The following is a 23,057-nucleotide window of genomic DNA, read 5'->3' on the forward strand; positions in this document are numbered from 1 at the left end:
CTGAAACTAGAGGACGTCCACGCCGTCCAGGCGCAACTGCACCGGGCCCGAAGTTCGCTTGGCGGCACTGGCGGCCTTGACAGCCCGCATGGCGCGGGTGGTTTCCGCCGCATGGGCGTAAGGGATGAAGTACAGCGTCCTCACCTCGGCCTCAAGGTCAGCGCCCTGCCCCGCTCCGGCGAACAGGTTCACTGCGGCAGGCCCGGCAACGCGAAGTTTGGTCCCGGCGGGCAGCGCGACACCTGCCTCGAAGGCGTTCGCGAAATGCTCGACGTCGGCCCTGTCACCCGTGACTGAGGCCACCCGGACCGCTGGCGGGAGCTGGAGTTCCTTCCGGAGCGCCAGTTCCCGGGAAGCGTATCCAGCGGCGTCCCACCGCAACAATGCCCCGGTAGCTGAGGTGTCGTCCGCGGTAATGACCACGAGGCCGCCCTCTGTGGCTGGCCGCACCAGTGCAGCGGCATTAAACCAGCGGCGAACCGTGTCTTCGCCGGCCCGCAGGTTTTCCCGCCGAAGCAAGGAATTGCCGTCCAGCAGCAACGCAGCGGCATAGCCATTGGTGGCCACGGGCTCCGCCCCCACGGTTGCCACCACCAAGGCCGGCACGTCCGGCACGCGTGACTTCACCTGTTCCCCGGATGAGGTCACCACAGCGTGGCCGGGAAATGCCCGTCCCAGTTCCTCGGCAGTCCTGATGGCCCCCGTGGCTCCCCTGCGCAGCCTGGTCCCGTTACAGTGACTGCAACGCCACTGCGGTGCCGGGGTGGAGCACCACTTGCAGGCGGGCATCGCTGAGCCGCTGGAGACCGCCAAAGGGCCTTGGCAGGCGTTACAGCGGGCGAGCTCGCGGCATGTCTCGCATACGAGCGACGGCGCGTAGCCGGCCCGGGCCACCTGGACCAAAACGGGGCCACGTTCCAGGCCTTCCTTGGCTGCACGCCAGGCAGCCCCGGGCAGTCGTGCAATCCGGGCCAAGGGATCGCGTTCCTGCTCAAAGCTGTCTGCAGTGTTGAGCACCCTGGGCACCGTGGACCGCACGGTTGTCCTAGGGGCCTCAATGGGAACAGCCCACTGAAGCTCCACCAGGCGCTGAAGTTCGGTACTCCTGCTATGGGCAGCCATGAGGCATGCGGCGTTCTCCTGTTCGGCCCTGAGGAGCAGGACCTCACGTGTGTGCGCATACGGGGCCCGTTGCTCTATGTGGAGGTCGTCGCCGTCGTCCCAACACACCACCAACCCGAGGTCCCGAACAGGTGCATACGCCGCCGAACGGGTCCCGATGGCCACCCCGGCTGCCCCGGTCAGGACCCGGAGGAAGTTTCTGTACCGCGGAGTCTGGCCGTCGTCAGCAGTGAGACGAGCGACGTCCGACGGCGGCAAGAGCTTAGCCAGTGCCGCCTCCAACCGTTCAAGATCACGGTAGTCCGGCACCACCACCACCGCACCGCGTCCGGAGGATCGGACCGTGGCTACCGCGGTGGCCACCAGTTCGGGCCACCCTTCCGTCCCAAAACCCTGCAGGGCGGTCAGCACGGCCTTGGGTGAACCTCCGGCAGCAAGATGCTGCAGGTACGGTGTGCCGTTGGAGTAGTCACGCCAAGCCCGGGCAGGCACCGACAACGTTTCCGGCGCAGCCGTTTCAGCTTCTGCGTCTCCGGAAAGCAGTTCCTTCTCCACCTTGGCAACCCGTGGCGGAATCGCCGTCCGGAGGACATCGCTCAACGTTCCGGCGTACCGGGCGGCCACCGTGCCCGCAAGCTCGAGGACTGCGGGAGTGAGGACCGCTACACCGGACACCACTTTATGAAGCGGGGTCAGTGGGTGGGCGGCATCGGAGTCCGCGCGTCTCTCCACCAGATAGCCGTTCAACTCCTGCCCGTTGAACTTGACCTTCACACGTACTCCGGGAAGTGCGGCAGCGGACAGTTCGGCGGGGACGCTGTAATCGAAGGGCCGGTCCAGATGGGGCAGGCCGGACTCGAGAACCACGCGGGCCACTGGATTGTCCTCGGCCAACGGAGGACCGCTTGCCGGTGTCCGGTCCGGAAACCCTTGCAGCAATGAAGGCTGAAGCAGCGAAGACTGACCCTCGCGTACTGCCATATCCTTCACCTCCACGGCGTTTCTCGTGCGAACCGACACGGCCCTCAATGACGGATGCCCGCAGCGGGACGGACCCACTGCGGGCATCTCTCTGGCTCAAGCCAATCACGGGCCACTGACAAAACAGCAACCGGCTGCGACTAAGGCCAAGCAAGCACCGTACTGATCAGGCGTTGAAGTATTCCTTCAGGTCCGCTACGCGATCCAAACGCTCCCACGTGAAATCGGGCTCGTCGCGGCCGAAGTGGCCATGCGCAGCAGTCTTGGCATAGATGGGACGCTTGAGATCCAGGGCATCAATGATGGCCCGGGGACGGAGATCGAACAGCTCGTCGATAGCTTCGCTGATCCGGGCCGGGTCAACTGTTTCCGTCCCAAAGGTCTCAACGTAGGTACCCACCGGCCGCGCCTGGCCAATGGCGTAGGCAATCTGGATCTCGGCGCGCTTGGCCAGTCCCGCGGCCACCACGTTCTTGGCAACCCAGCGCATGGCGTACGCCGCGGAACGGTCGACCTTGGACGGATCTTTTCCGGAAAAGGCTCCACCGCCGTGGCGCGAGAACCCACCGTAGGTATCCACGATGATCTTGCGACCAGTCAGGCCGGCATCCCCCACCGGGCCGCCAATGACGAAGGCCCCTGCGGGGTTCAGGATGTTGGCCGTGCGCGATAGATCGAGGTTCGACGCGGACAGGACGGGTTCGATGACGTAACTGGCGAGGTCTGCCCGCAACTGATCCAGGCTCGCTTCTTCCGCGTGCTGGCTCGAGATCACAACCGTTTCAACCGAAACGGGTCGATCGCCGTCGTACCCTACCGTGACCTGGGTCTTGCCGTCGGGCCGCAAATACGCGAGTTCGCCGTTCTTCCGCACCTCGGTGAGGCGTTCGGAAAGTCGGTGGGCCAACCAAATCGGCGTTGGCATATAGGACGCAGTCTCGTCGCTCGCGTAACCGAACATCAGGCCCTGGTCGCCGGCGCCTTGGAGATCGTAGTCGTCCTCCTGGCGGCCTTCGCGGGCCTCAAGTGAGTTGAATACTCCGCCGGCAATGTCGTTTGACTGCTGGCCGATGGAAACGGAGACGCCGCACCGCGCGCCGTCGAAGCCATTGGCTGACGAATCGTAGCCAATGCCCAAAATCGTCTCGCGGACAATCTGCGGAATCTCGACGTAAGCATCCGTTGTGACTTCACCAGCCACGTGGACCAAGCCGGTGGTGGCCATGGTCTCAACGGCTACCCGCGATTCGGGGTCGGCGGCAAGCAGCGCGTCCAAAATGGCGTCGCTGATTTGATCGCAGATCTTGTCCGGGTGCCCTTCAGTGACAGACTCGGAGGTGAAGAGCCGGAGCTTGGGCGGGGTGCCATGGCGTTCATGGTGCAGCGGTAAAGTCACTCGACCACCTTACTGTGTTGCGGGACGGCGGCATCTGCCGTGTGTCCCTATGCGAAGAATTGGGGGCCGCCCGTTTAGGCGACCGGGAAATGTTGCGTCAGTTCCGATGCCACACGGTCCATGACGGCAGCAGCTACGTCCGCTTTAGATCCCGCGGCTGGCTGGGGTTGTGCACCGTGGCCCGAAAGTATCACCACGGAATTTTCGTCCTGGCCGAAGACGCGACCAGCACCCACCTGGTTGACAACCAACAGGTCACAGCCTTTGCGTTTGAGTTTCGCGGTGGCGTGCTCCAGGACGTCGCCTTGCGCATCACCGGTTTCCGCAGCGAAACCCACCACCAACTGCCGACCACCACGGGTGTTTCGGCGCTCGACAAGTTCCTGCAGGATGTCCGGGTTCCGGACCAGTTGAATCACTGGCGCGTCCTCGCCGTCGACCTTCTTGATCTTGGTGTCCGAAACCGCTGCCGGACGGAAATCCGCCACGGCGGCAGCCATGATGACGACGTCGGAATCAACCGCCGCCGTCAGCGCTGCCTCGCGCAGTTCCAGGGCCGATTCAACGCGGACAAGCTCGACGCCGGCCGGTGGCTCGACGTCCATATGCGCGGCAATGAACCGGACCGTTGCCCCGGCTTCCAAGGCTGCGGCTGCCAGTGCGACCCCCTGCTTTCCGGAGGAACGGTTGCCGAGGAAGCGCACAGGGTCCAGGGCTTCCCTGGTTCCACCAGCGGATATGGTGACTGAGCGTCCGGCAAGGGAGGTGCGCGGTGACGGGATTTCTTCCGAGGCCAGGGCAGCTTCGGCCAAGGCCAACGCTGCGGTGAAGATCACTTCCGGCTCGGGCAAGCGTCCCGGGCCGGAGTCGGCACCGGTCAGGCGCCCGGAGGCCGGTTCGAGCACCGTTACACCACGGCTGCGCAACGTCTCCACATTGGCCTGCGTTGCGGCGTGCTGCCACATCTCCGTGTGCATGGCGGGCGCGAACAGGACCGGACCGTGGGCCATCAAGAGCGTGGTGGTGAGCAGGTCCCCAGCCTGCCCCGCGGCAGCCCTGGCGAGGAGGTCTGCGGTGGCCGGAGCGACGACGATCAGGTCGGCTTCATGCCCCAGCCGGACATGGTTCACACTCTCAACGGCATCGAACACGCTGTTGCTCACGGGGTTTCCTGAGAGCGCCTCCCAGGTGGCGACTCCCACGAACCGCGTAGCGGCCTCCGTGGGAATGACCGTGACCTCGTGTCCGGCTTCAGTAAAAAGCCGGAGGAGCGATGCAACCTTGTAGGCTGCGATCCCTCCCCCGACTCCGAGGACTATGCGCACGTGACCTCCGTCAGCAGGCAGTCTGTTGTTGTCCTGCTTATTCTGCCGGTTCGATCGGGGTGGAGACCAGCAGGCCCTCGTTGATCTCGCGGAGCGCGATGGACAGGGACTTTTCGTTCAGCTTGGTATCGACCAACGGACCAACGTACTCGAACAGGCCCTCGTGCAGCTGGGCGTAGTAGGCGTTGATCTGGCGGGCACGCTTGGCGCCGAAGATGACCAGGCCGTACTTGGAATCGGCAGCCTCAAGCAGCGAATCGATCGGCGGGTTGATGATGCCTTCAAGGTTCGTGGACACGAATTCTCCAAATTCTAGCGGGCCAACAAATGCAAGCGCTTAGCGCCCGTGCGGGGTGAGCCCCATGAGTGAAACAAGCTCGTCTGCTGCCCGGCGAACGTCGTCATTGATGACGGTGTGGTCAAACTCCGGTTCAGCAGCAAGTTCCAGTTTAGCGGTTTCCAGCCTCCGCTGCTGCTCCTCCGCACTTTCAGTCCCCCGGCCAACCAGCCGACGAACCATTTCGTCCCAGCTGGGCGGAGCGAGGAAGACGAAATTCGCGTCCGGAACGGCAGCCTTTACTTGGCGGGCACCTTGGAGGTCGATTTCCAAAAGGACTGATTTGCCATCGGCGATGGCAGCATTGACGGTGCTGCGCAGCGTGCCATAGCGGTTGTGGCCGTGGACCACGGCCCATTCCAGCAGTTCGCCGTCAGCGACCAGTGAGTCGAATTCCTCGGCGGACTTGAAGAAGTAGTGCACGCCATCGGTTTCCCCCGGACGGGCCGCGCGGGTTGTGGCCGAAACGGAAAGCCAAACTTCCGGATAATTGTCCCTGATGTAGGTGGATACGGTTCCCTTGCCAACGGCAGTGGGGCCTGCAAGGACAGTCAGTCCGGGTTTCTTGCTCACGGATTCCTTCGGGAAATGCGTCAAACGCTTTGTTGGGTATCCATAAAATCTACCAGCGCTCGAGCCTGGTGAATTCCAAGCCCCTTGATTCGCCTGGACGCGGCGATGCCAATCTCGCCCATAATCCCGGCCGCCCGTACAGGGCCGATTCCCGGCAGCGCCTCCAGAAGCTCCACCACCCGCATACGCGCGATCGCATCATCGGTATCCGCCGAGGAAATCAGCTCCGCTACGCTCACCTCTCCGCGCTTGAGTTGTTCCTTGGCTGCGGCACGGGTGGCCCGCGCCTTGGCGGCCTTCTCAAGCGCGTCGGAACGCTCCTGGGGCGTCAACTCCTTAAGGCCCACTGCTAAACCCCTGTCAGATCATGCTTGTGATCCAGATCACGCGCGCTGATGCTGAACCTACCGTTAGGGACCACGTTTCGCAATGAGTAGAAGCAGCCGACTAGGAGCGTAGCCCATCCAAGGTTGCTTCAGTGGCCTCCCGCAGGGCCGCGGCGGAGGGACCAGCCGCCAAGATCCCCCGGCTGGAGGTAGCCAGGACCGTCGGATAGGCCGCGCCGAACGTCGCACGGAGATCAGCAGGCGTAGCGCCTTGGGCGCCAAGCCCCGGTGCCAGAATGGCTCCACGAACAGGACCAAGATCAATGTCCAAGTCCTTGAGGGCAGACCCGATCGTCGCTCCAACAACCAGGCCAACAGAGCCGAGGCTGCCTTCGTAGCGTTGATTTTCGACGCCGGCAGCGGCCACGATGCGCCGGGCGACCGAATCCCCACCACCAACGTGCTGGACGGATTTGCCCTCAGGGTTGGACGTCAGGGCCAGCACGAACACTCCCCTGCCATACTCTGCCGCAAGCTCCAGCGCTGGTCGCAGGGACTCAAAGCCCAGGTACGGGCTCAGGGTCACCGAGTCCGCCGCCAGTGCCGATCCATCGCGTAGCCACGCATCGGCATATGCGGCCATGGTGGAGCCGATGTCCCCGCGCTTGGCGTCGGCGATGCTCAGGATGCCGGTATCCGACGCCGCGGCAAGCGTCCGCTCCAGTACAGCCATGCCAGCGGACCCGTGACGCTCATAGAGGGCCACTTGCGGTTTCACCGCGGCAGCGAGGGAACCCACGGCTTCCACAACGGTCAGGGAGAAGCGCTCCAGCCCCGCGGCGTCGTCGTTCAATCCCCACTCGGCCAGCAACTGCGGGTGCGGGTCGATCCCAACGCAGAGCGGACCGCGGGCAGCCATGGCCGCAGCCAGCCGGGAGCCGAAAGACTCCCGGGCGGGCTGCTGCGTGTCATTGCGGACAGTGGACTCAGGCATTGGCAGCTTCCACTGCCTTTGCCAGGTTGGCCGCGTGCTCCTGGAGGCTGGTGACTGACCACTCGTAGGTCCGCAGAGCCTCTATTGCCTGCACGGCGGCATTGAATTCCGCCACCGTGGTGATGCAAGGAATGCCAATGGAGGTCGCCGCGGCGCGGAGTTCATAGCCGTCGCTGCGTGCTTCGCCTCCGGAAGGGGTGTTGAACACCATATCGATCTCACCGGCAATGATGAGGTCGGCGATGGTGCCTTCGCCCTCGGCGCTGCTGCCCTCGGCGACCTTGCGGACCGGTGACGCTTGGATACCGTTACGGCGCAGGACATCGGCCGTGCCGCCGGTCGAAACGATCTCAAAGCCAAGATCCGAGAGGCGCTTGACGCCCATGATCACCGAGCGCTTGTCACGGTTGGCGACGGACACGAACACCTTGCCCTCGGTGGGCAGTGCATTATTGGCCGCTGCCTGGCTCTTGGCGAATGCGGTGTCGAAGTGCTTGTCGATCCCCATGACCTCGCCGGTGGAGCGCATTTCCGGGCCGAGCAGGGAGTCCACAACCTTTCCTTCCGGCGTGCGGAAACGGCTGAACGGCAGGACAGCTTCCTTGACGGCTACCGGTGCGTCCAACGGCAGGGTGGAACCGTCGCCGGTTTCAGGGAGCATCCGGTATGCGCTGCGCAACTGGTTGATGGTGACGCCGGTGCCGATGAGCGCCGCGGCCTTTGCCATCTGCACGCCTGTCGCTTTGGAAACGAACGGAACCGTGCGGGAAGCGCGCGGGTTGGCTTCGAGGACGTAGAGGACATCGGAGGCCAGCGCGAACTGGATGTTGATGAGGCCCCGGACGCCCACGCCTTCGGCGATGGCACGTGTTGCCGTGCGGACCCGCTCGATCACGTTATTCCCCAGGGTGATCGGGGGAAGCACACAAGCGGAGTCACCGGAGTGGATGCCAGCTTCCTCGATGTGCTCCATGATGCCGCCAAGGTACATGTCAGTACCGTCGAAGAGCGCGTCGACGTCGATTTCGACGGCGTCCTCCAGGAAGCGGTCAATCAACACCGGGTGGTCCGGCGTGATTTCAGTGGCATTGGCAATGTAGCGGGAGAGGTTGGCTTCATCGTAGACAATCTCCATGCCGCGGCCGCCCAAAACGTAGGACGGACGCACCAGCACCGGATACCCGATTTCGTCGGCGATCAATTTTGCATCCTCGAAGGAAACAGCGGTGCCATTCTTGGGGGACGTCAGGCCAGCCTCATCCAGCACACGGGCGAATGCGCCGCGGTGCTCGGCGAGGTCGATCGCTTCCGGGGACGTTCCGAGGATGGGAACACCGGCGTCCGCCAGTTGCTGGGCCAACTTCAGCGGGGTCTGGCCGCCGAGCTGAACAAACACGCCCATCACTCCGCCGGTCCGTTCCTCGGCCGCGATGACCTCCAAGACATCTTCAAGTGTCAGCGGCTCGAAGTAGAGGCGGGTGGAAACGTCGTAGTCGGTGGACACCGTTTCCGGGTTGCAGTTGACCATGACGGTCTCATACCCGGCCTTGCGCAACGCCATCGAGGCGTGGACGCAGGAGTAGTCGAATTCGATACCTTGGCCGATGCGGTTCGGGCCGGAACCAAGGATGATGACGGAAGGCTTGGAGTGCAGGCCTACCTCGTCTTCCTCGTCATAGGAGGAGTAGTGGTACGGCGTGTACGCCGCGAACTCAGCGGCACAAGTATCCACAGTCTTGTAGACAGGCCGGATACCCAACGCCTGGCGCACACCGCGGACCACTGCCTCGTTGTTGTGCGTCAGTGCGCCGATCTGCTCGTCGGAGAAGCCGTGGCGCTTGGCGGTGCGCAACATCACCTCGGTGAGGACGCCCGCTTTGCGAATCTCTTGGGCCGTCTCGTTGAGAAGCTGCAACTGGTCCAGGAACCAGGGATCGATCTTGGTTGCTTCGAAGAGATCCTCCACCGAGGCTCCGCCCAAAAGGGCCCGCTGAACCTGGTACAGACGGTCGGTAGTGGGGCGCTTTGCCTTCTCGATGAGCTCGGCAACTTCGTACTCCGGCACCGGGCTGAAATCGAGCTGCGAGCCCTTCTGCTCCAGGGAGCGCAGCGCCTTCTGGAGCGCCTCAGTGAAGTTACGGCCCATGGCCATGGCTTCGCCAACCGACTTCATGGTAGTGGTCAGCGTGTTATCTGCGGCCGGGAACTTCTCGAACGCAAAGCGCGGGACCTTCACCACCACGTAGTCCAGCGTCGGCTCAAACGACGCCGGAGTCTTCTGGGTGATGTCGTTGGGGATCTCGTCCAAGGTATAGCCAAGGGAAAGCTTGGTGGCAATCTTGGCGATGGCGAAGCCTGTTGCCTTGGAGGCTAGGGCGGAGGAACGGGATACGCGCGGGTTCATCTCGATGACCACCACACGTCCTGTGGCTGGATCGATGGCGAACTGGATGTTGCAACCACCGGTGTCCACGCCCACCTCACGGATGACGGCAATGGAAACGTCGCGCAGCTTTTGGTACTCGCGGTCGGTCAGCGTCAGTGCCGGCGCCACCGTGATGGAGTCACCCGTGTGGACGCCAACAGGATCGAAGTTTTCGATGGAGCACACAACAACGACGTTGTCGTTCTTGTCGCGCATCATCTCGAGCTCGTATTCCTTCCAACCGAGGATGCTCTCTTCGAGCAGGACCTCGGTGGTGGGGCTGTACTGCAGGCCCTGGCCCACGATGCGGCGGAGGTCATCCTCGTTGTACGCAAGGCCCGAACCCAGGCCGCCCATGGTGAAGGACGGGCGGACAACCATGGGGTACCCGAGGTCTTCCGCGGCGACGAACGCCTCATCCATGGTGTGGATGATGTGGCTGCGTGCCGACTCGGCGCCGCAACGCTCCACTACGCCTTTGAACTTCTCACGGTCTTCGCCAAGCTCGATGGCTGCGATGTTCGCACCGATCAGCTCGACGTTGTACTTCTCAAGCACACCGTTCTTGTCCAACGCGATAGCCGTATTCAAAGCTGTCTGGCCACCCAGGGTGGGCAGAATGGCGTCGGGGCGCTCCTTGGCGATGATCTTTTCCACCACCTCGGGAGTGATGGGCTCGACATAGGTGGCGTCGGCAAACTCGGGGTCGGTCATGATGGTGGCCGGGTTCGAGTTGACCAGGATGACGCGCAGGCCTTCGTCCTTGAGGACGCGCAGTGCCTGGGTTCCGGAGTAGTCAAACTCGGCCGCCTGGCCAATAACAATGGGGCCGGAACCGATGACCAGGACGCTCTTGAGATCTGTACGCTTGGGCATTACTTCTTGTCCTCAGTCTTGGATTCGGTGGCGACGGCAGCGCCGGTTGTTTTCGATTTGGTGTCGGCCATGAGGTCGATGAAGCGGTCGAAGAGGTACGCGGCGTCGTGCGGACCGGCGGCAGCCTCCGGGTGGTACTGGACCGAGAACGCCGGGATGTCCAGGCACGCAAGCCCTTCAACGACGTCGTCGTTCAACGACACGTGGCTGACTTCCACCCGGCCGTAGCGTTCTTCCGGCGCAGTTGTGGCACCGTTGAGCGGTGCGTCGACGGCGAAGCCGTGGTTCTGCGAGGTGATTTCCACCTTGCCTGTGCGACGGTCCATGACGGGCTGGTTGATGCCACGGTGCCCGTAGCGGAGCTTGTAGGTGCCGAAACCGAGCGCGCGGCCCAGGATCTGGTTACCGAAGCAGATGCCGAAGTACGGGACCTTTTCATCCAGCACTGAACGCAACAGCGAAACCTGGCGGTCCGCGGTGGCGGGGTCGCCTGGGCCGTTGGACATGAAGAATCCGTCAGGGTTTACTGCCTTGACGTCTTCGACCGTAGATGTGGCGGGCAGGACGTGGACCCGCACCCCACGCTCGGCAAAGCGCACGGGCGTCATGGCTTTGATGCCGAGGTCGACGGCGGCAATGGAGAACCGTGGCTCGCCCTCCCAGCCGTGATCCTTGGGCTCAACGACGTAAGCCTCGTCAACGGAAACTTCCTCAGCCAACGCCGCACCTTCCATGGGGGCGCTGGCCAGGACGGTAGCGAGCAGTTCTTTCTCGGATGCCTGGGCGGCCTCACCGGAGAAGATCCCTGCACGCATGGTCTTGTGTTCGCGAAGGTGGCGTGTGATGGCGCGGGTGTCAACGCCCTGGATGCCAACGACTCCCTGCTCTGTCAGTTCATCGTCAAGGCTGCGCTCTGAGCGCCAGTTCGAGGGGCGGCGGGCGGCGTCGCGAACGATGTACCCGGCCACCCAGATGCGCCTGGACTCGGCGTCCTCGCTGTTGACGCCTGTGTTGCCAATGTGCGGCGCCGTCTGGACCACCAACTGACGCGCGTACGAGGGGTCGGTAATGGTCTCTTGGTAGCCGGTCATGCCGGTGGCGAACACGGCCTCACCGAGCGCCGCTCCCTGGGCGCCGTAGCTGCGGCCGCGGAATATGCGGCCGTCTTCGAGCACCAGCACTGCGGCTGAGGGGGTGGGGGTGGTGGCTGCTTTACTATCCGTCACTTTATTACTTTCCACTATCGGCATCTGCCTGAGGGGCTGCGGAGATCAAATTATGGAGGGCTTGGAGGAGGTACTTCTTGTCGGCCGCGCGCTTGGATCGGAATCCGGTGTCCAGCTCCCGGGTTCCGAGTTTCCAGCTGATGACCAGGAGCCCGTCCTTCTCGACGAACTTTCCGGCCATGCCGCTTGCTTCGCGGCTTTCAACGATGGCGCTGGCGGGGATGAAAACCGGGGCCGCGCCCTTGCGGTCGAACAGCACGCCTTCGGCGTGGACGCTCAACTCGGCGTTGGTACGGATGCCGAGGCCCTGAACCGCGATCCGGTCCAGCCAGTCCCCGCCTGTGGTGGTGACAACGTACTGGCCATCCGCGACGACGGTGGCCGGCGTCAGTTGTTGCGGCACCTCCGGGAGGCGTTCGACGTCGGACTGTCGCCTCAGGCGGCTTCGCCACCCAAGCCAGATCAACGCCAGAACGACGGCGATCAGCGGCACCGTGATCAGCACGGTAAGTGTCTGGTTGGTCATTACTTGCTGCTGACTGCCCCGGCGGCACCCATCGGTTCCTGATGTTCCGGGTAACGGTAAGGCGTGTTCAGCTGTCCGTCCAGCACGGTGGGGTGTCCTTTGAAGAACGTTGCCACCACGGAGCCAGGCAGCTCCTTGCCCTTGAACGGTGAATTGCGGCCCATGGTGGCCATTTTATGGGGGTCCACCGTCCAACGCGCAGCCGGGTCCACCAAGATGACGTTGGCGGGTTCGCCAACTTCCAGTGGACGGCCCTGGTCAGAGAGCCTGCCAATCACCGCGGGGGTGAAGGATGTGACCCTGGCAAAGTCCGCCCACGTCATGAGGCCGGTTTCGATCATGGTTTCCTGAACCACGGACAACGCCGTCTCGAGGCCCGTCATGCCCATGGCGGCCTGGGCCCATTCGCATTCCTTGTGCTCGCTGGGATGCGGCGCGTGGTCCGTGCCCACGACGTCGATGGTGCCATCGGCCAAACCCTCGCGCAGCGCCTGCACGTCCGCGTCGGTGCGAAGCGGCGGATTGACTTTGTACACGGGGTCGTAGCTGCGTACCAGTTCATCGGTCAGCAGCAGGTGGTGGGGTGTCACCTCGGCGGTGACGTTGATACCCCGGGCCTTGGCCCAACGGACAATCTCCACGGATCCAGCGGTGGAGACGTGGCAGATGTGCAAGCGTGAACCAACGTGCTGTGCGAGGAGCACGTCACGGGCAATGATGCTTTCTTCGGCAACGGCGGGCCAGCCTGCCAGGCCGAGCACGGCGGATACTGCGCCCTCGTTCATCTGCGCGCCGGCGGTCAGGCGCGGTTCCTGCGCGTGCTGGGCCACCACGCCGTCGAACGCTTTCACGTACTCCAACGCACGGCGCATCAGCACGGGGTCGTGCACGCAGATGCCGTCGTCGGAGAACATCCGCACCTGGGCGCGGGAATCTGCCATCGCACCGAGCTCTGCGAGTTGCTCACCGGCCAGCCCAACCGTGACCGCCCCCACTGGACGAACGTCCACCCAGCCCGCTGCGCGGCCCAAGCTGTGAACCTGCTCCACGACGCCTGCCGTATCGGCCACAGGATTGCTGTTCGCCATGGCGTGGACGGCCGTGAAGCCGCCCAGGGCTGCTGCGCGAGTACCGGTTTCCACCGTTTCGGCGTCCTCGCGGCCCGGCTCGCGAAGATGCGTGTGGACGTCCACCATGCCGGGAAGGGCCACCAGCCCGGCGGCGTCGAGGACGGTTGCGTCATCGAACCCTGCAGCGCCGTAGATGTCCTGTCCGCGGGCCGCGATGAAGCCGTCGCGAATCAACAGATCCTCCGGGTCACCGCCCAAAATGGCAGCGCCCTGGATCAGGTAAGTGTTCTCAGCCATCAGTTGCTCTCCTTGCTGGACTGGCCAGCGAAAGCCAGTGTCGCTGCGTTCGTTGAAGCTGCTTCGCGGGAGTCCCCGGAGAGCAGCAGGTATAGGGCCGCCATGCGGACCGAGACGCCGTTGCGAACCTGCGCAAGGACGGTGGAGCGCGGCGAATCGGCAGCAGCCGAAGATATTTCGAGCCCGCGGTTCATCGGCCCGGGATGCATGATGATGGTGTCTTTCATGCCAAGGTCATCCAAGGCACGCAGCCTGGCGTCATCGAAGCCCCAGCGGCGTGAGTATTCCCGCGTGGAGGGGAAAAACGAGGCATTCATCCGCTCGCCTTGGACCCGCAGCATCATCATGGCGTCGGTCCCGGCTTCGAGCGTCGCGTCCAAGTTGTAACTCACCTTGCACGGCCAGTGTTCGACGCCGATCGGCAGCAGCGTGGGCGGTGCCACCAACGTAACCTCCGCACCCAGGGTCTTCAGCAACCAGACATTGGACCGGGCGACGCGCGAGTGCAGAACATCCCCGGCGATCGCCACGCGCATCCCTTTGAGGTCAGCCGCGACCGAAGCCGTCCCGTTGACCCGGGACCAGTGCCGCCGCATGGTGAAAGCGTCCAGGAGGGCCTGGGTGGGGTGCTCATGGGTACCGTCCCCGGCGTTGATGACGGCCGCGTCGATCCAGTCCGTGGCCGCCAGGCGGTGCGGCGCTCCGGAGGCCCAATGCCGGATGACGACGGCGTCCGCACCCATCGCCGCCAGTGTTTGGGCGGTGTCCTTGAGGGACTCTCCCTTGGAAACTGACGATCCCTTGGCCGCAAAGTTGATGACGTCCGCGGAGAGGCGTTTGGCTGCGGCTTCGAAGGAGATGCGGGTGCGGGTGGAGTCCTCGAAGAAGAGGTTCACCACGGTTCGGCCACGCAGGGCCGGAAGCTTCTTGACTTCACGCTCACCGACGGCGGACATTTCCTCGGCCGTATCAAGGATGCGAATGGCGTCCGAAGCGCTGAGGTTTTCGGTGGAGAGGAGATGTTTCACTGACCGGCCTCGATCACGACTTCGTTGACGGGCACGCCGTCCACCGAGTCGATTTCCTCGAGGCGGACCCGGACCTTCTCCGAGGAGGATGTGGGCAGGTTCTTTCCCACATGATCAGCACGGATGGGTAGTTCGCGGTGTCCTCTGTCCACCAATACCGCCAAGCGCACTATCTTGGGACGTCCGAGGTCAACCAAGGCATCAAGTGCAGCGCGGATGGTGCGGCCGGAGTACAGGACATCGTCAATCAGCACCACCACTTTGTTGTCGATGCCTGACAGAGGCAGGCGGGTGTGGTGCGGTGGCCGCGTGGGCTGGTGCGAGAGGTCGTCCCGAAACATGGTGACATCCAGCTGGCCCACAATGGTCTCTGCGGCCACGGTTGAATCCGCGGCAGCGATCTTCTCGGCGAGCCTCACGGCCAAGGGATAGCCGCGGCTGGGAATGCCCAACAAAACCAGGTCTTGCGAGCCCTTGTTGGCTTCAAGGATCTCATGGGCGATACGAGTCAGCGCCCGGTCGATGTCCGCTTGATTGAGAACAATCCGCGACGGTACCTGCGCTGAAGTGACTTCAGTCATCGCTCGTCTCCCCTTTCCCCGCCTCACGGGACGGAATTAAAAAAGGAATATTTGCACGTTCAAGGTATCACAGGGCAACGCCTGGGGCCGCATCAAAAAACCCGCTCCACAGCTTGCTGTGGGCGGGTCTTTGATGTCTGGCAAAGGAGTTCTAGGCCAGGAGGGAAGGCTTCAATTTTTGGAGCCTTCCCAGCAATCCGTTGATGAAGGCCGGGGATTCGTCGGTGGACATGGTCTTGGCCAGCGCTACTGCCTCGCTGACGGCGACCCCGTCCGGAACTTCGTCATTGTAGAGAAGCTCCCAGGCACCGATGCGGAGAATGATGCGATCTACCGACGGCATCCTCTCCAGCGTCCATCCCTGGGCATAGGTCTGCAGGAACTCGTCGATGGTGGGCTGCATGGAGACAACCCCTTCGACGATTTCTACCGTGTACGGGTTGATGACCAGGTCTGTTTTCTCCCGACGCGCTTTCAACGCGTCGAAAGCCGACACGGAGCGCTGCTCCGCCTCGAAGAGTACTTCCAAAGCCCTGCTGCGGGCTTTACCGCGTGCGCTCACTAGTCGTTAACCCGGCCCAGGTAGCTACCGTCCCTGGTATCAACCTTCACTTTGGTGCCCTGCTCAACGAACAAGGGGACCTGGATTTCGTATCCGGTCTCAACGGTGGCGGGCTTGGTGCCGGCCGAGGAGCGGTCGCCCTGAAGGCCCGGCTCGGTGTAAGTGATTTCAAGCGTGACGCTCGGCGGCAACTCAATGTACAGCGGGGTGCCCTCATGGATGGCGATGTTGACCATCTGGTTTTCCAGCATGAAATTGGTGGCGTCACCCACTGTGGCACCGGAGACCGTGATCTGGTCGTAGTCCTGGGTGTCCATGAAGACGAAGTCTTCGCCGTCCTGGTACAGGTACTGGTAGTCGCGACGGTCCACGGTCGCGGTTTCGATTTTCAGGCCGGCATTGAAAGTCTTATCCACGACCTTGCCCGACATGACGTTGCGCATCTTGGTACGAACAAAAGCGCCACCCTTACCCGGCTTGACGTGCTGGAACTCAATGATGTTCCAGAGCTGGCCCTCGAGCTTCAGTACGGTCCCGTTCTTGATGTCGTTTGTGGTTGCCACTCGTATCCTCTGGTTTCTTTCGCTGGTTCTAGCTATGGTTTCCAGCATCCAGCCTGGTATGCCAAACCGGCACACCAAACGGCCCACCAGCGCGTATTTATCAAAAATCCAAGATCCATTCTACCGGCAAATCCCGGGTGGGCTTGGCGAGCACCCTTTGGCGCGGTGTCAGGACGCCAGATCCATGACGTTGCGGGCGCGCTGGAGCGCAACCGTGGAGGAATAGATCAACGCGGCATCGGCTGCCATGGCGACCCGCAGATCAAGAGCGCGGGCGAATTCCTCCGATGCCGCCACGGCATTACCGCTGACGAAATAGGCGCGTCCTAGGTATTGCCGGACGAGCGCTTCCCTTGGCGTCCCTTGGACCTCGTGGAGCAGCTGCCGGAACAACTGGATTGCCCTGCCCAAGCGGCTCGTCGCCCTCAGGACTTCCGCTTCGAAAATGCGGAGCTGGAAGGATTCCGGATCCTTGTACCGCGCTTCGGCCAAGAGCTCGGCGGCTTCCTTGGGCTGGTCCTCCAGCAGCAATGCCATGATGTGGTCAGCCGGGTCATTCGAAGCCACCAAGGCCGCTGCCATGGCGTCCTCGTTGACCACCACGGGAAGCAGCGTGTCGGGATTCATTCGGACCCCAGGGAAGCCTCCGGTAGGCCAGTCGCTGACCCCCTCGGGATGAGCGATGGTCATGACGCGATTTCCTGATATGCCGCGAAGAGCAGGGACGTGTCCGGAACTTCGAGCATGCCGGGTTTTGCGACGCCGTCGAGGACAACGAAGCGAAGCAGGTCCCCACGCGATTTCTTGTCCCGCCGCATTCCGTCCAGCAGGCCCTGCCATCGGTCCCTGCGGTAGGTGATAGGCAATCCGAGTCCCTCGAGGATCGTACGGTGCCGATCGGCGTCGGCATCGGAGAGCCGACCGACGCTGCGGGACAACTCCGCAGCAAACATCATGCCAACAGACACGGCAGCCCCGTGGCGCCACGAGTAGCGCTCCACGAGCTCAATCGCGTGACCCAGGGTATGTCCGTAATTCAGGATTTCCCGGAGGCCGGATTCCTTGAGGTCTTGGGAGACCACCCGTGCCTTCACGCTGATGGCACGCTCAATGAGCTCACGAACAACGTCCGAGCCGGCATCCATGACTGCATCGGTGTTCTTCTCCACCAGGTCAAGAATCACCGGGTCGGCGATGAAGCCACACTTGATGACCTCGGCCATGCCGGAAATCAACTCGTTCCGCGGCAACGTCTGCAGGGTGTCCAGGTCCACCAAGACACCGGCAGGCGGATGGAAGGAACCAACGAGGTTCTTGCCTTCGGCCGTGTTGATACCGGTCTTGCCGCCAACTGAAGCGTCCACCATACCGAGCAGGCTCGTGGGCATGTGAATGACTTTCACGCCACGCAGCCAGGTGGCCGCGACAAATCCGGCGAGGTCGGTGACAGCGCCACCGCCCACTGCGACAATGGCGTCCGAGCGCGTGAAATCGTTCTGTCCAAGCACCTGCCAGCAGAAGGCTGCAACCTGGATGTGCTTACCCTCTTCCGCATCCGGAATTTCAGCAGTCAGGGCCGTGAACCCAGCAGCTTCCAGCTCATCGCGGACCGTATCGCCGGTCAACCGAAGCGCCCTGGGATGGATGACGAGGACACGGCGCACCCTCTCCCCCAGCTTGGCAGGGAGCGATTCCAACAGGCCGCGGCCCACTACGACGTCGTAGTTCTCGTTCGCGGACTGGCCGGTCACCTTGATGACAGTTGCCTCGGTGCTCACTTTTCAACTTCCTGTTTCAAGGCTGCGTGCTCGCGCAGCCGCTCCTCCAGGCGGAGGCTGATTTCTGCCACGGATCCGGAACGGACATCCATGACGACGTCGGCCAGGCGCTCATATACGGGGCGCCGGGTGACGAACAAGGCTTCCCACCGGCCCAGGGCATCGCCGCGCAACAACGGGCGTCCGGTATTGCGGGCAATCCGGTCTGCAACGGTTTCCCGATCGCACTCCAAGTACACCACGGTGCAATCCCCCAACAACTGCTGGGTACCGGAATCAAGCACCGCTCCGCCGCCAAGGGAAATGATGGCCGGCTGGACCTTGGCGGACTCGATGGACTTGGCGACGGCGCGGGCCTCAATCTCGCGGAACGCGTGCTCCCCACGGCCTGCAAAAATATCGGCGATGCTTCCGTGGGCGGCAACGATGACAGCGTCCGTGTCCACAAACGGCAAGCCCAAGTGGTCTGCCAGTCTCTGGCCAATGGCGGACTTCCCCACCGCCATCGGTCCCACAAGGACAACAGGGCCTTCCGGAAGGCCGGGAACGCCCTCCGAATTCGGGCCCATCACTACCGCCCGACCGAGTCCAAGGTGGCGGGGATGCTGTCCAGATAGCCCTGAAGGTTGCGTTGGGTCTCGGCAACAGAATCGCCGCCGAATTTCTCGGCCACCGCTTCGGCCAGGACCAAGGCAACCATCGCCTCAGCTACAACGCCCGCTGCGGGAACGGCACACACGTCCGAGCGCTGGTGGTGGGCCTTCGCGGCCTCCCCGGTGCTGACGTCGACCGTGCGCAGGGCGCGCGGCACCGTGGCAATCGGCTTCATGGCAGCACGCACGCGCAAAACCTGTCCGATGCTCATGCCGCCTTCGATCCCGCCCGCGCGGTTGGTCTGCCGGACAATCTTGCCGTCCTCATCCTTGACGATTTCATCATGGGCAGCAGAACCCCGGCGCGTCGCGGTCAGGAAACCATCGCCAACTTCCACGCCCTTGATGGCCTGGATGCCCATCAAGGCTGCAGCCAAGCGGGAATCCAAGCGGCGATCCCAGTGCACGTAGCTGCCGAGTCCCGGAGGAAGGCCGTAGGCGAGTACCTCCACCACGCCACCGAGCGTTTCGCCTTCCTTGTGGGCGGCATCCACTTCATCCACCATGGCATCGGATGTCTCGCGGTCAAAGCAACGCAAGGGGTCGGCGTCGAGGGCGATCACGTCGCGAGGCATGGGCAGCGGCCGTCCCTCGGGGACGCTGACGCTGGCGATCGACACCGTGTGGCTGACCAATTCCACGCCCAAGTGCTTCAGGTATTGTGCGGCGACGGTACCCAATGCCACACGGGTAGCGGTTTCGCGGGCGCTTGCGCGCTCCAGGACGGGACGGGCCTCGTCAAAACCGTATTTCTGCATTCCGGTGAAATCGGCATGCCCCGGCCGGGGCCGCGTCAACGGAGCGTTGCGTGCCTGGTCAGCGAGGAGTTCAGGGGCTACGGGGTCCGCTGACATGATCTGTTCCCACTTGGGCCATTCCGTATTGCCCACCTGAATGGCCACGGGGCCGCCCTGGGTAAGACCGTGCCGAACGCCGCCGAGGATCATGACCTCGTCCTGCTCGAACTTCATCCGTGCGCCACGGCCGTAGCCCAGGCGGCGGCGAGCCAAGGCATCGCGAATCTGCTCGCTGGTGAGTTCAACACCAGCGGGCACACCTTCAATAATTCCGATCAGAGCCGGACCATGGGATTCACCGGCGGTCAACCAACGCAACATAAAACCAATCCTGCCATGTAAGGCTCCTAGAACCCTCGTCGGGGAAGCCCGACTGAGTCGCACATCACATCTATGACGGAGGCATCCACGTCACAGCCGCTGAAACGGCGGATCTGCTCCGCTGCTTGGTACATCAGCATTTCGAGCCCAGGGACAACGACGCCTCCGTGCCCTTGCCAGGCCTCGGCGAGCCTGCTGGGCCATGGATCATAAGCCACATCCAGCAGGACTCCGGCGCCGGTTCCCATCCCCTGGCCAGTAAGCGATGCCAACTCTTCGGCCAGGCCATCCGCGGCCCGCGGGGGGAGGGTGGAAATGACCAAGTCCGAACCAGCCATGGCTCCTGCTGCTTCGGTGATTGGCCTGAGCGCAAGGGAAATTCCGACGGCGGCCGCTGCAGCTTGCGCTTCGCGGGCCCGCCCGGTGTCACGAACGAAGACATCGACATGCCGCGCCCCAAGCTCATGAACCGCAGCGATGGCCGCGGCTGATGTGCCACCGCCACCGAGGACGGCTGCGTGCGGGCTGGCCGCCACGCCTCCGTAACGCACGGCCTCCACGATCCCGCCAACGTCGGTGTTGTAACCCACGCGACGCACCGAATCTCCGTCGGGCTCAAAAACAACCGTGTTGATCACACCCAGTGCAGCCGCGGCGCCCCGGACTTCATCAACTTCCTGGACCATTGCCGATTTCAAGGGCATGGTGACCGAAAGCCCACACCACGTGGGATCCCCTCGGAGCGACTCCATGAATGGCCGGAGCCCACCCACTTCGATGTCCTTGGCTGTGTACTCGATGTCCACGCCCAGTTTGGCGTAGGCCGCCATATGCAGCGCGGGTGACTTCGAATGCGAGATCGGGTGCCCCAGGACGGCGGCGCGTCGACTCACACGCACCGCCCCGGGTTGGCGTCACACCACGCGTTGTACTGCGCAACGTAGGTGAGGTGCTCGGCCAGCGTCTTGGAGAACTTGGTCTCCTTGGTGTCCAGGTTGATGGTCACCCAGTAGAGGTAGTCATTGGCAGTTGGCTTGGCCGCGGCGTCAATAGCCGTCTTGCCGGGCGAGCCTATCGGACCTGCAGGCAGCCCTGGGGTGGCGTACGTGTTGTACGGGTTGGACTTGTCGGCTTTTTCTGCATCCGTCAGGTGGAAAGACTTCCTCCCGAGACCGTAGGTCACTGTGGCATCGGACTGGATGAGGCCGGCGGTTTCGGTGTTGTTGGGCTTGAGACGGTTGTAAATGGCGCCTGCGACGTTGCCGTAGTCCGCCTGTCCGCCTTCTGCCTGGACGATGCTGGCGATGGTGACAATGTCGTACTGCTTGGCGGGATCGGTGATTCCTTGGGACTTGAGTTCGTCCAGTGTGGTGTTGACCAGTTTCTGGATGATGTCCTTGGCCGGTGTGCCGAGATCGAACCGGTATTCTCCCGGCGCCAGGTACCCTTCAAGGTTCTTGGCCTTGGCCGGCAGTCCGAACTGCCCGGGTGCCTGGTTCAGTGCATTCAGTTGCTGCAGCGGAATACCTGAACCCTTGGAAATCGCATCCAGGGACTCACTGATGCGCAGCCCTGCACTCAAAGCAAAGTACATGACCTTCGAGGCGTCCTTGTTCAGGAGAATCGCGGCGGCATCCTTGTTTTTCATCTGGGTGCGGAACGTGAAGTCGCCCGGGGCAAGTTCCCCGCCCTCTGCGACGAACTCCTTCACAAAGGCATCGGCATTAGCCACGACGTTGTTCGCAACGAGGTCCGCAGCCACCTGCTTAGGCCCTGAACCTGCAGGGACGGTGATGGTCACTGAGCCTGTACCCGGTCCAGGGTAGTCCGTCACCTTGTCCATTCCGAGCAGGGGCTTCAAGAACTGGGCGCCCACCGCTATGGCGGTGACAAAGACAACCAGCGTGATGAGGAGGGCGAGAATACGACGGCGGCGCCGGGCTTTCTTCGCAGCAGCCTTCGACACCGCAGGCTTAACGGGGGTGAGAAGCTCATGGTGGGCATCCAGGGGGTGCTCATCCAGGGGATGCTCATCCAGCGGGTGTTCTGCCAGCGGGTGCTCGTCAAAGTGCTCCTCACCAAGGTGGTGCCCTTCGACGAAGTCATCGTGGTGGGCGAAATCCGCCTCGGCAACGTGCGCGTCCTGCCCCGCTTCATGGTGAACAGCGTCGTGGTGAACAGCGTCGTGGTGAACAACGTCTTCGTGAGCAACGTCTTCGTGAACAACGTCTTCGTGAACAACGTCTTCGTGAACAACGTCTTCAACAGCGTCGTGGTGACCACCCTCGTGAACAACAGCGTCGTGGTGAGCATCGCCGTCGTGACCCGTTTCTTCGTGAACGGGGACGTGTTCGTGACGCTGCTTGGGCTCAACGTGCTCCGGCTTTCCCTGATCAGTACCGTCCTGAGGCGTGGCGTCCTGAGGCGTGGGGTCCTGAGGCGTGGGGTCCTGAGGCGAGCGGGCTGGCGGCGGAGTGAAGTTCAGGGGGTCCCGCTGCTCGCCAAATGGACGCCGGACTGCGGGCACCGGACGGGGCAATTCGGGCTCGACGTCGGCGGAGCCGCCTGCTGCTCCAGGCGTGGCTTCGGGAAAGGTGATGACGTCTTGGTTTTGCGTGGCGAGGAACCGTTCCCTCGCCCGCAGCTCCTTGCGTGTCAGCGGCATGCCGCCACCGGCGGTACCGCTGGAGGGGTCGTTGTTGACCGGGCTCACAATGGCAGTCCCCTCGTAGAAGAATCGGATTCACTGCCGGAGGCAGCCCGCAGCGTTGGGGCACTGCTGGGTTTTTCGGACTCCGCCTGCGCGTGTACGCGGCGGCCGACGTCCGTTCCTCTGGCTTTTTGCATGTCGATTGCGTGCTGCAGTATTCCAGCAGCAGCAACCTGATCAACCACTTTACGGTGGTTCTTGCTGCTCATGCCAGCTTCGTGGAGGTTCCGGTGCGCCGTGACCGTGGACAAACGCTCGTCGACGAGGTTGACCGGGACGTCCAATCCGACACGTTGCAGCTCGCTAACCAGCGCTTGGGCGTAATCGGATGCCATCTGTGCAGAGCCCCGCTCGTCGCCCTTCATGGTGCGGGGCAGGCCTACAAAGATCTGCACCGCAGCCAATTCGGCGGCCTGCTTGACCAGGTAGCGCACGTCCGAATTTTTCTTGCTATCCCGCAACACCGTTTTAAACGGGGTTGCCAAGATACCGTCCGGATCACATATCGCGACGCCTACCCTGACGGTCCCGACGTCTACCCCCACTTTGGTGCCGCGGGGGTAGGCGTCGCTGCTTTCGGCCGAATTCAC

The 23,057-nt window shown here is 63.1% G+C and carries 22 protein-coding genes; all 22 read right to left on the reverse strand.

The window, feature by feature from the left end:
- Positions 1 to 6: 6 nt before the first annotated feature.
- Positions 7 to 2,103, reverse strand: a complete 2,097-nt coding sequence (locus QRN42_RS02510; protein ID WP_284977945.1) for a primosomal protein N' — start codon at positions 2,101 to 2,103, stop codon at positions 7 to 9.
- A 166-nt stretch (positions 2,104 to 2,269) separates the two neighbouring features.
- A complete protein-coding gene (metK, locus tag QRN42_RS02515) occupies positions 2,270 to 3,499 on the reverse strand; it encodes a methionine adenosyltransferase (protein WP_284974564.1) in 1,230 nt (409 codons plus the stop codon).
- Positions 3,500 to 3,573: 74 nt separating this feature from the next.
- Entirely contained in the window at positions 3,574 to 4,824 is a 1,251-nt protein-coding gene (gene coaBC, locus QRN42_RS02520) for a bifunctional phosphopantothenoylcysteine decarboxylase/phosphopantothenate--cysteine ligase CoaBC (RefSeq protein WP_284977946.1), read from the reverse strand.
- A 37-nt stretch (positions 4,825 to 4,861) separates the two neighbouring features.
- Positions 4,862 to 5,122 (reverse strand): DNA-directed RNA polymerase subunit omega, encoded by a 261-nt coding sequence (gene rpoZ, locus QRN42_RS02525; RefSeq protein ID WP_017197559.1) that lies wholly within the window; start codon positions 5,120 to 5,122, stop codon positions 4,862 to 4,864.
- Positions 5,123 to 5,161: 39 nt separating this feature from the next.
- Positions 5,162 to 5,734, reverse strand: a complete 573-nt coding sequence (gene gmk / locus QRN42_RS02530) for a guanylate kinase (protein WP_284974562.1) — start codon at positions 5,732 to 5,734, stop codon at positions 5,162 to 5,164.
- Between the two features lie 20 nt (positions 5,735 to 5,754).
- Entirely contained in the window at positions 5,755 to 6,081 is a 327-nt protein-coding gene (mihF, locus tag QRN42_RS02535; RefSeq protein WP_284977947.1) for an integration host factor, actinobacterial type, read from the reverse strand.
- A 100-nt stretch (positions 6,082 to 6,181) separates the two neighbouring features.
- Positions 6,182 to 7,054, reverse strand: a complete 873-nt coding sequence (pyrF, locus tag QRN42_RS02540) for an orotidine-5'-phosphate decarboxylase (protein ID WP_284977948.1) — start codon at positions 7,052 to 7,054, stop codon at positions 6,182 to 6,184.
- Positions 7,047 to 10,355, reverse strand: a complete 3,309-nt coding sequence (carB, locus tag QRN42_RS02545) for a carbamoyl-phosphate synthase large subunit (RefSeq protein WP_284977949.1) — start codon at positions 10,353 to 10,355, stop codon at positions 7,047 to 7,049. Before carB ends, pyrF begins: the two co-directional genes overlap by 8 nt.
- The gene (gene carA, locus QRN42_RS02550) at positions 10,355 to 11,605 is read right to left on the reverse strand and encodes a glutamine-hydrolyzing carbamoyl-phosphate synthase small subunit (RefSeq protein ID WP_284977950.1); all 1,251 of its coding nucleotides are present in this window, start codon (positions 11,603 to 11,605) and stop codon (positions 10,355 to 10,357) included. The genes carB and carA overlap by 1 nt, the downstream gene beginning before the upstream one ends.
- A complete protein-coding gene (locus tag QRN42_RS02555) occupies positions 11,586 to 12,107 on the reverse strand; it encodes a PH-like domain-containing protein (RefSeq protein WP_284977951.1) in 522 nt (173 codons plus the stop codon). Before QRN42_RS02555 ends, carA begins: the two co-directional genes overlap by 20 nt.
- Positions 12,107 to 13,474 carry a dihydroorotase gene (locus tag QRN42_RS02560; protein WP_284977952.1) on the reverse strand — a complete coding sequence of 456 codons (1,368 nt, stop codon included), beginning with the start codon at positions 13,472 to 13,474 and terminating at the stop codon, positions 12,107 to 12,109. The genes QRN42_RS02555 and QRN42_RS02560 overlap by 1 nt, the downstream gene beginning before the upstream one ends.
- Positions 13,474 to 14,502, reverse strand: coding sequence for an aspartate carbamoyltransferase catalytic subunit (locus tag QRN42_RS02565; protein WP_284977953.1), 1,029 nt, complete (start codon positions 14,500 to 14,502; stop codon positions 13,474 to 13,476). Before QRN42_RS02565 ends, QRN42_RS02560 begins: the two co-directional genes overlap by 1 nt.
- Positions 14,499 to 15,083 (reverse strand): bifunctional pyr operon transcriptional regulator/uracil phosphoribosyltransferase PyrR, encoded by a 585-nt coding sequence (gene pyrR / locus QRN42_RS02570; protein WP_284977954.1) that lies wholly within the window; start codon positions 15,081 to 15,083, stop codon positions 14,499 to 14,501. The genes QRN42_RS02565 and pyrR overlap by 4 nt, the downstream gene beginning before the upstream one ends.
- Positions 15,084 to 15,234: 151 nt before the next feature.
- A complete protein-coding gene (gene nusB / locus QRN42_RS02575) occupies positions 15,235 to 15,645 on the reverse strand; it encodes a transcription antitermination factor NusB (protein ID WP_223933009.1) in 411 nt (136 codons plus the stop codon).
- Positions 15,645 to 16,208, reverse strand: a complete 564-nt coding sequence (gene efp / locus QRN42_RS02580) for an elongation factor P (protein WP_284974553.1) — start codon at positions 16,206 to 16,208, stop codon at positions 15,645 to 15,647. The genes nusB and efp overlap by 1 nt, the downstream gene beginning before the upstream one ends.
- 168 nt (positions 16,209 to 16,376) lie before the next feature.
- Entirely contained in the window at positions 16,377 to 16,898 is a 522-nt protein-coding gene (locus QRN42_RS02585) for a tetratricopeptide repeat protein (RefSeq protein ID WP_284977955.1), read from the reverse strand.
- Positions 16,895 to 17,986: a 3-dehydroquinate synthase gene (aroB, locus tag QRN42_RS02590; RefSeq protein WP_284977956.1), complete on the reverse strand. Its 1,092-nt coding sequence runs from the start codon at positions 17,984 to 17,986 to the stop codon at positions 16,895 to 16,897. Before aroB ends, QRN42_RS02585 begins: the two co-directional genes overlap by 4 nt.
- Positions 17,983 to 18,555, reverse strand: coding sequence for a shikimate kinase (locus tag QRN42_RS02595; protein WP_284977957.1), 573 nt, complete (start codon positions 18,553 to 18,555; stop codon positions 17,983 to 17,985). Before QRN42_RS02595 ends, aroB begins: the two co-directional genes overlap by 4 nt.
- 2 nt (positions 18,556 to 18,557) lie before the next feature.
- The gene (aroC, locus tag QRN42_RS02600; protein ID WP_284977958.1) at positions 18,558 to 19,757 is read right to left on the reverse strand and encodes a chorismate synthase; all 1,200 of its coding nucleotides are present in this window, start codon (positions 19,755 to 19,757) and stop codon (positions 18,558 to 18,560) included.
- 26 nt (positions 19,758 to 19,783) lie between these two features.
- Positions 19,784 to 20,650, reverse strand: a complete 867-nt coding sequence (locus tag QRN42_RS02605; RefSeq protein ID WP_284977959.1) for a shikimate dehydrogenase family protein — start codon at positions 20,648 to 20,650, stop codon at positions 19,784 to 19,786.
- A complete protein-coding gene (gene mltG / locus QRN42_RS02610) occupies positions 20,647 to 22,470 on the reverse strand; it encodes an endolytic transglycosylase MltG (protein ID WP_284977960.1) in 1,824 nt (607 codons plus the stop codon). The genes QRN42_RS02605 and mltG overlap by 4 nt, the downstream gene beginning before the upstream one ends.
- Positions 22,467 to 23,057, reverse strand: coding sequence for a Holliday junction resolvase RuvX (gene ruvX, locus QRN42_RS02615; RefSeq protein ID WP_284977961.1), 591 nt, complete (start codon positions 23,055 to 23,057; stop codon positions 22,467 to 22,469). The genes mltG and ruvX overlap by 4 nt, the downstream gene beginning before the upstream one ends.

This window comes from Arthrobacter sp. fls2-241-R2A-200 (assembly GCF_030209745.1).
GTDB lineage: Bacteria > Actinomycetota > Actinomycetes > Actinomycetales > Micrococcaceae > Arthrobacter.